Annotated in this window: 7 protein-coding genes; 6 read left to right on the top strand and 1 reads right to left on the bottom strand. The window is 58.2% G+C overall.

Annotated features, from left to right (window positions below):
• The first annotated feature begins 182 nt into the window (after nt 1-182).
• From VGR81_09415 to VGR81_09395, 5 genes are all read left to right on the top strand, one after another.
• Nucleotides 183-755 (top strand): hypothetical protein, encoded by a 573-nt coding sequence (locus VGR81_09415; GenBank protein ID HEV2289158.1) that lies wholly within the window; start codon nt 183-185, stop codon nt 753-755.
• A 195-nt stretch (nt 756-950) separates the two neighbouring features.
• Complete coding sequence (gene tdh / locus VGR81_09410) at nt 951-1,994, top strand: L-threonine 3-dehydrogenase (GenBank protein ID HEV2289157.1); 1,044 nt, start codon at nt 951-953, stop codon at nt 1,992-1,994.
• A gap of 192 nt (nt 1,995-2,186) precedes the next feature.
• Nucleotides 2,187-3,401, top strand: coding sequence for a glycine C-acetyltransferase (locus tag VGR81_09405; GenBank protein ID HEV2289156.1), 1,215 nt, complete (start codon nt 2,187-2,189; stop codon nt 3,399-3,401).
• A gap of 35 nt (nt 3,402-3,436) precedes the next feature.
• Nucleotides 3,437-3,655, top strand: a complete 219-nt coding sequence (locus tag VGR81_09400; protein ID HEV2289155.1) for a hypothetical protein — start codon at nt 3,437-3,439, stop codon at nt 3,653-3,655.
• A gap of 42 nt (nt 3,656-3,697) precedes the next feature.
• Nucleotides 3,698-4,726: a cyanophycinase gene (locus tag VGR81_09395; protein HEV2289154.1), complete on the top strand. Its 1,029-nt coding sequence runs from the start codon at nt 3,698-3,700 to the stop codon at nt 4,724-4,726.
• Between the two features lie 64 nt (nt 4,727-4,790).
• Here VGR81_09395 and VGR81_09390 read toward each other — a convergent pair whose 3' ends face one another.
• Nucleotides 4,791-5,447, bottom strand: coding sequence for a pyridoxamine 5'-phosphate oxidase family protein (locus VGR81_09390; GenBank protein HEV2289153.1), 657 nt, complete (start codon nt 5,445-5,447; stop codon nt 4,791-4,793).
• A gap of 410 nt (nt 5,448-5,857) precedes the next feature.
• On the opposite strand from VGR81_09390, the gene VGR81_09385 reads away from it, so the two are divergent.
• A complete protein-coding gene (locus tag VGR81_09385; protein ID HEV2289152.1) occupies nt 5,858-6,433 on the top strand; it encodes a TMEM175 family protein in 576 nt (191 codons plus the stop codon).
• Nucleotides 6,434-6,743: the final 310 nt, after the last annotated feature.

Here is a 6,743-nt window from a genome sequence, read left to right as displayed (position 1 = left end):
CACCCCGAAGAACTCGACAGCCTGCTCAAATCCGAGTCTCGCAGCCAATCGGCCTAAAGTTCGGTAGCACCTCAGATTGACCCTAGTAGGTTGGTTTCCGGTTATCCGACTTACCAGGAGTTGCGTAGAAAAACGGGTGTATCCTCCTCGAAAGGGTAATGACGGGCTCGGAGGCGTCTCATATGTCTCGTTACAAACTAATGCCAGTCTCTATGTTTTTGATGATAACGACAGCATGGGCACCCGCTTCTTGTGTGTTTTGCCTCGGCGCTGCGTCCGCAGGCGCTCGTACACCCGAAAGCAAAGTTCACGCGCCCTATCCTGATAGCGCGCAGGGGCTGAAGCAGGAACTGAAGGACATGCTTGAGGTGGCGCGAAAGCGCAGGTCGGACCAGCTCCGAGCCATGATAAGGGATTTGGAGATTCCAGATGCTCGGGCCTGGTATTTGACAAATTTTGGGACGTCCGGGTTGGAGATTGCGGACAAGTACGAAAAATATCTCACGACATCGGAGGAGCAGCTCACGAACCAGATGATCGGGTTTGCTCGCCAGGATGGCTACTTTTCCGTAAAGAAGCAAGACGCGAAAAAAGTTTATCCAAACCTTGTTACAGCCCCCGAGATATTTCTAGCCGCCTGGAAAACAAGTTCCTTACGCGGAGAGGACCCTTCCGAGACGCCGTTTGGGTATTTCCTGTTTGTTGATGGAAAGTTCCGCTGGGATAGCACGATCATGTGGGTGACCGTTGATTAGATGTGTAGGCGATCCGAATCCGACGACAGCTTTCACCTGCCAAACTCCTGAGTAAGCGGGGTAACCGGAAATTGAGTCACTACGTAGAGGTCCTCGCGCTTTTGCCATCCCCGAAGCGTGTGCTAACATCACTTGTTTGACGAAGCACTTCCATCCCGCGCGTAATTATTCTTACCGTCGAAGGCGACCCTTACAATGAAAGCCCTGCGCAAGATGCGTCCAGAACAAGGCGCGCAACTCGAATCCGTCTCCATTCCCGCATTTGGCCCTTCCGACGTTCTCATCCGCGTTCGCGCCGCCTCGATTTGCGGCACCGATCTCCACATTTATCACTGGGACAAATGGTCTGCCTCGCGCATTCGCCCGCCGATGACCTTCGGCCACGAATTCTGCGGCACCATTGAAAAAGTCGGCGGCGAAGTCGGCGGTCTCAAGCCCGGCGATTTCGTCAGCGCCGAAATGCACGTGAATTGCGGCCATTGCCGAGCCTGCCGCGCCGGTCAGCCGCATCTCTGCCGCCTCGTCAAAATCATTGGCATCGATGCCGATGGCTGCTTCGCCGAATTCGTCCGCATTCCCGCGCGCAACGTCTGGAAAATCGATCCGGCGATTCCCGAGCATTACGCCGCCATCCTCGATCCGCTCGGCAACGCCGTCCATACCGTTCTCGCCGGAGAAATCGCCGGTCAGACTGTCGTCGTCACCGGCTGCGGCCCCATCGGCCTGATGTCCATCGCCGTCGCCCGCGCCTGCGGCTGCTCCACGATTTTCGCCACGGAAGTCAATGCCCATCGCCGCGAGCTTGCCAAAAAAATGGGCGCCGACGAAGTCTTCGATCCTCGCGCGGGCGATCCTGTCGCGCGCGTTCTCGAAGCCACAAACAGCGACGGCGTCGACGTGCTTCTTGAAATGAGCGGCAATCCCGCCGGAATTCGTCAGGGTTTTCAGATGCTCCGCCAGGGCGGACGTGCCTCGCTCCTCGGCATTCCCAGCGAACCTGTCACGCTCGATCTTGTCAGCGACGTGATTTTCAAAGGCGCCGTCGTCCAGGGCATCTACGGCCGCAAAATGTTCGAGACCTGGGAGCAGATGACTTCGCTTCTCAAGGCCGGCCGCCTGAATCTCGAGCCGCTCTTCAACGAGCGCCTTCCTCTCGACCGTTTCGCCGAAGCCTTCGCTCTCCTCGAATCCGGCCAGGCCGGCAAAATCCTCTTCTTCCCCAACGGTGTCGCCAAGTAACCGTAAGAATTGATGTCCTTGCCGCTCTACGTGCTCTTGTGACTCTTTCTTTCGGGACTCTTCCATTCCGTGGCCGCGACAATACAAACTCGCTGATGAGCGCGCGCCATTTTGTCTCCTCGTTCTTCTCTTCCGCCTGTCCTATAATGTCTCCTTGTTCTGCTCAGCTCTTTTTCCTTCATAGGAGGATTCATGGCCACGCCATCTTCGGCTTCTTCCACTCGTCCTCAGCTTCAATATCTCCGCGACGCGCTCGATGACCTCAAAGCGCGTCATCTTTATTTCCGTCTCCGCATTCTCGAGGGCGAGCAGAAGCCCATCGCCGTCATCGACGGCAAGGACGTCATCAATCTCAGCTCCAATAATTATCTCGGCCTCACCACGCATCCGAAGCTCCGCCGCGCCGCCATCGACGCCATTCGCAAGTACGGCGTCGGCTCCGGCGCTGTCCGCAGCATCGTCGGCACCATGAAAATCCACATGCAGCTCGAAGAGCAGATCGCGCGCTTCAAAGGCACCGAAGCCTGCGTCGTTTTTCAATCTGGCTTCACCGCCAACGCCGGCACGGTCTCTGCCATTCTCGGCAAGGAAGATCTGATCATCTCCGACGAGCTCAACCACGCCTCCATCATCGACGGCTGCCGCCTCTCCAAAGCCACCATCAAGGTCTTCAAGCATAAGGACATCGCCGATTGCCAGCGCATCCTCGAAGAAACGAAAAATTGGAACGGCCACAAGCTCCTCATCACCGATGGCGTTTTCTCCATGGATGGCGACATCGCTCCGCTTCCCGCGCTCTGCGACCTCGCCGAAAAATACAATTGCATCATGATGGTTGACGACGCGCATTCCTCCGGCGTCCTCGGACGCAATGGCCGCGGCACCGTCGACCATCTCGGCTGCCACGGCCGCGTCGATATTCAGGTCGGCACGCTCAGCAAAGCCATCGGCTCCATCGGCGGCTATGTCTGCGGCTCGCGCGACCTCATCGAATTTCTTTATCATCGCGGCCGCCCGTTCCTCTTCTCGACGTCCCATCCGCCCTCCGTCACCGCCACGTGCCAGGCCGCTTTTGAGCTGCTCGATTCCGATGCCGGCGCGAAGCTCGTCAAGCGCCTCTGGAGCAACACGAAATTTTTCAAGCGCGGCCTGAAGCGTCTCGGCTTCGATACCGGCAAGAGCGAAACGCCCATCACGCCCGTCATGGTCGGCGACGCCGCCAAGACCTTCGAATTCTCGCGCGAGCTTTTCAACGAAGGCTTGATCGCTCTCGCTATCGCCTATCCGACCGTTCCCGAAGGCAAGGCGCGCCTGCGCACCATTGTCACCGCCACGCACAAGCGCGCCGATCTGACGCGTGGTCTCGAAATTTTCGAGCGCGTCGGCAAGCGCCTCGCCATCATTTAAGATAAGAGGACGCTCGGCGAGTGGAAGGTGATGTTATGACCAAAGAAGAAGGGCCCGCAAAAAAAACCGGCGAAGAAAATCAACGCGATTCTCGACCGTCCGCCGCAAACGATTCCTCGCGCTTCGACACCGCCGCCAACGGCGAAAATCTTGATAGCGTTGACGAAGCCTCGCGCGAATCTTTTCCCGCCAGCGATCCGCCGGCCTGGACTCTCGGCCTGCGCAAAAACAAACCCAAAGCCCGGTCCGCCTGAGATGAATATTCAGAATCTCTGCCGCGCCTACGAGGCCGCCGGATGACTCAATCCAAATTCACTCGCCTCGCAGCGACTCTTTTCGTCGGAGCGGCTCTCTTCGTCGTAATTCTCTCCGCGCCGTGTCCCGCCGCAGCTTCCGGCGCGCCTTACAAATACATTCGCATCGGCAATCCGATAAATATTCACGTATCTCCGCGCGCTGGTTATGCCCTCATTGGCGGCGGCGAAGATCTCGACCAGGCATTTCAATGGCTTTGTCAGCGCTCCGCGGGCGGCGATTTTCTCGTCGTACGCGCCAGTGGCACCGACGCTTACAATCCCTACATCCAGAATCTCTGCCGCGAAAATTCCATCGCCACGCTCATCATTCCCAGCCGCGATGGTGCCGAAAATCCTTTCGTCGCGCAGACCATTCGCTCCGCCTCGGCAATCTTCATCGCTGGCGGCGATCAAGCCAATTACATCAACTTCTGGCGCGGCACGCCCGTTCAGCGCGAACTCAACGCCGCCATTCGCCGCGGCGTTCCCATGGGAGGCACCAGCGCCGGCCTCGCCGTTCTTGGCGAATTCGCTTACACCTCGCAAAACGACAAGCCCCGTGGCCCCAATCTCACTTCCGCCGCCGCGCTCGCCAATCCGTTCCATCCGCAAGTCGTCATCGCTCACAATTTCCTAGTTATTCCCGCGCTGCGCGGCGTCATCACTGATTCTCACTTCCACGCGCGCGACCGCCTCGGCCGCACCATCGTTTTCATGGCCCGCATCCTCGCCTCCGGCGCGCCGCGCATCCGCGCCATCGGCATCGGCCAGCACACCGCGCTTCTTCTCGATCCCAATGGCAGCGCCGTCGCCGCCGGTTCCGGCGCCGTTTACCTTTTCTCTTCCGCGCTGCGTCCCGCCATTTGCCGCGCTGGTGTCCCGCTCACGTTCGCGGACATTCGCGTCCGCAAACTCATCGCCGGCCAAAAATTCTCTCTCGCTTCCTGGTCCGGCGACGGCCTCGCCTACTCTCTCTCCGTCGCCTCCGGCGTCATCCACTCCTCCCAGCCCTCCGGCTCGATCTATTAACATCCGCCCGTTGCTGCCGGTTCAGGGCACACCAACGCAGTGAAACGCCTTCTCGCGCAATATCCTAGCTTCGATCGTTTCTCAGCCGTGCTTCGTAGTCTCGGATGTATGTTGGTATGTCATTCCGTGCCCGCATTTTCGGATCGGCCTCCGGCTTTCCCGCGCTAAGGGAAATCGAGACGATCCCTGCCCAGAACGGCAGAGCGTAGTCTTCTTCCTCGTCGATCGGTGGCCCCTTGCGAATCTTCGTCGACGCTTCCTCGATCGAAAATTCGAGAACCATCGTGGCTTTCAGTTCCTTTTCACTGGGTCCGCGCACATCCGCCCATCGTCCGGCGATCATGTGTTCTGAAATCACGCGCAATGCTTGCAGGATCCGCTCTTTATCTTGGATCTTCCGCGCCGTTCCAAAGGCCACCACGGAGCGATAGTTCATGGAGTGATGAAACGCCGATCGCGCCAGAACCAGTCCATCGACGATCGTCACCGCGACGCACGCAGGCGCGCCTCGTTCAAGTTCTCGCAGCATCCGGCTCGCCGCCGAGCCATGCATGTAGAGCTTTTCCCCGCAGCGCCCATAGAGAGTGGGAATCACAAATGGTTGCCCATTCACAGCAAATCCGACATGAGCAAAAAATCCAGCATCCAGAATCGCATGAATGGTGCTGGCGTCATGCGATCCGCGATCCGGCAATCGGCGAAGTTCACTGCGTTTGGTCACATTCATCCTCCACTCGCATTTCTGTCACAATTCAGTCTTCTTCCCAGGCGTCAGAAGCGCGGCAAGGAACCAACATGCAGGATAGAGTGGATTTCTGCAATGACCAGTTAGCGCCAGATGATATAACCACTTCTCTTTTCGAGTTTACGATTCAAGTTTCCTGCGCAACCGCCTTGTTTGCTCGCCACTCATCACTTGTCGCTCGTCACTGCTTTTGCTGTCATCCCGAACCCGCCCGCGTCTTCGTTTTTGTAGGGCCCGATTGTACTCATCGGGCCGCTTTCTTCGTGTCTACGGAAACCCCCGTTTCGCTCGCTGCGGCTGGCTCCGAATATCTGCCATCTTCTTCAAACTCTCTTGCCACCGCTGCCGCTTTTCATTTAGATAGGTACCATCTGCCGGAGGTGCTCATGACCAAAAACCGTCTCGAAGCCTTCAGCGACGGCGTTCTCGCCGTCATCATCACCATCATGGTTCTGGAGATGAAATCCCCGCGCGGCGCCTCTTTCGACGCTCTCCGTCCCGTCATCCCCGTTTTTTCAAGCTACGTTCTCAGCTTCGTCATCCTCGCCATCTACTGGAACAACCATCATCACCTCCTCCACGCTGTTGAGCGCGTCAATGGCGCGACGCTCTGGGCCAATTTCCATCTTCTCTTCTGGCTTTCGCTTGTGCCTTTCACCACCGCCTGGATGGGCGACAACAATTTCAGCTCCCGCCCCGTCGCTCTCTACGGAATCGTCCTCTTGCTCGCCGCCATCGCCTACTTCATTCTCACGCGCACGCTCATCGCCCTTCACGGAAAATCCTCCACTCTCGCCACCTCTATCGGCCGCGACGCGAAGGGCAAAATCTCCATCGCCATTTACGTCGTGGCCATCCCGCTCGCCTTCCTTCATCCCGCACTCTCCGCGATTTGCTACTCCGTCGTCGCCATCATCTGGCTCATCCCCGACCGCCGCATCGAAAAACGCCTCGCCTCCTGACCCGTCCGCCATCTCGCACAGGTGGCTACTTGGGGATTTGTTGTTGGCGTTGATTTCGTAGGGGCGCTGCTTGCTGCGCCCGCCGCATATTTTCGTAGGGGCGACCCTTGGGTCGCCCGTCGCGACTCCCGAGTCGCGTTTTCTCGTAGTTCGTAGGGGCGCTGCTTGCTGCGCCCGTCGTGGCGCTTCTTGCCGCGTCGATTCTTGTTTTCGCCTTGTTTGCTCGCCACTCATCACTTGTCGCTCGTCACTGCTTTTGCTGTCATCCCGAACCCGTTCGCGCCCGTGCTATCTCTGTATCCGAACCTCA

This window comes from Candidatus Acidiferrales bacterium (assembly GCA_035934015.1).
Lineage (GTDB): Bacteria > Acidobacteriota > Terriglobia > Acidiferrales > UBA7541 > DAHUXN01.
Note: the sequence above shows the minus strand (reverse complement) of the source record. Positions and strands in the feature narration are given on the sequence as shown.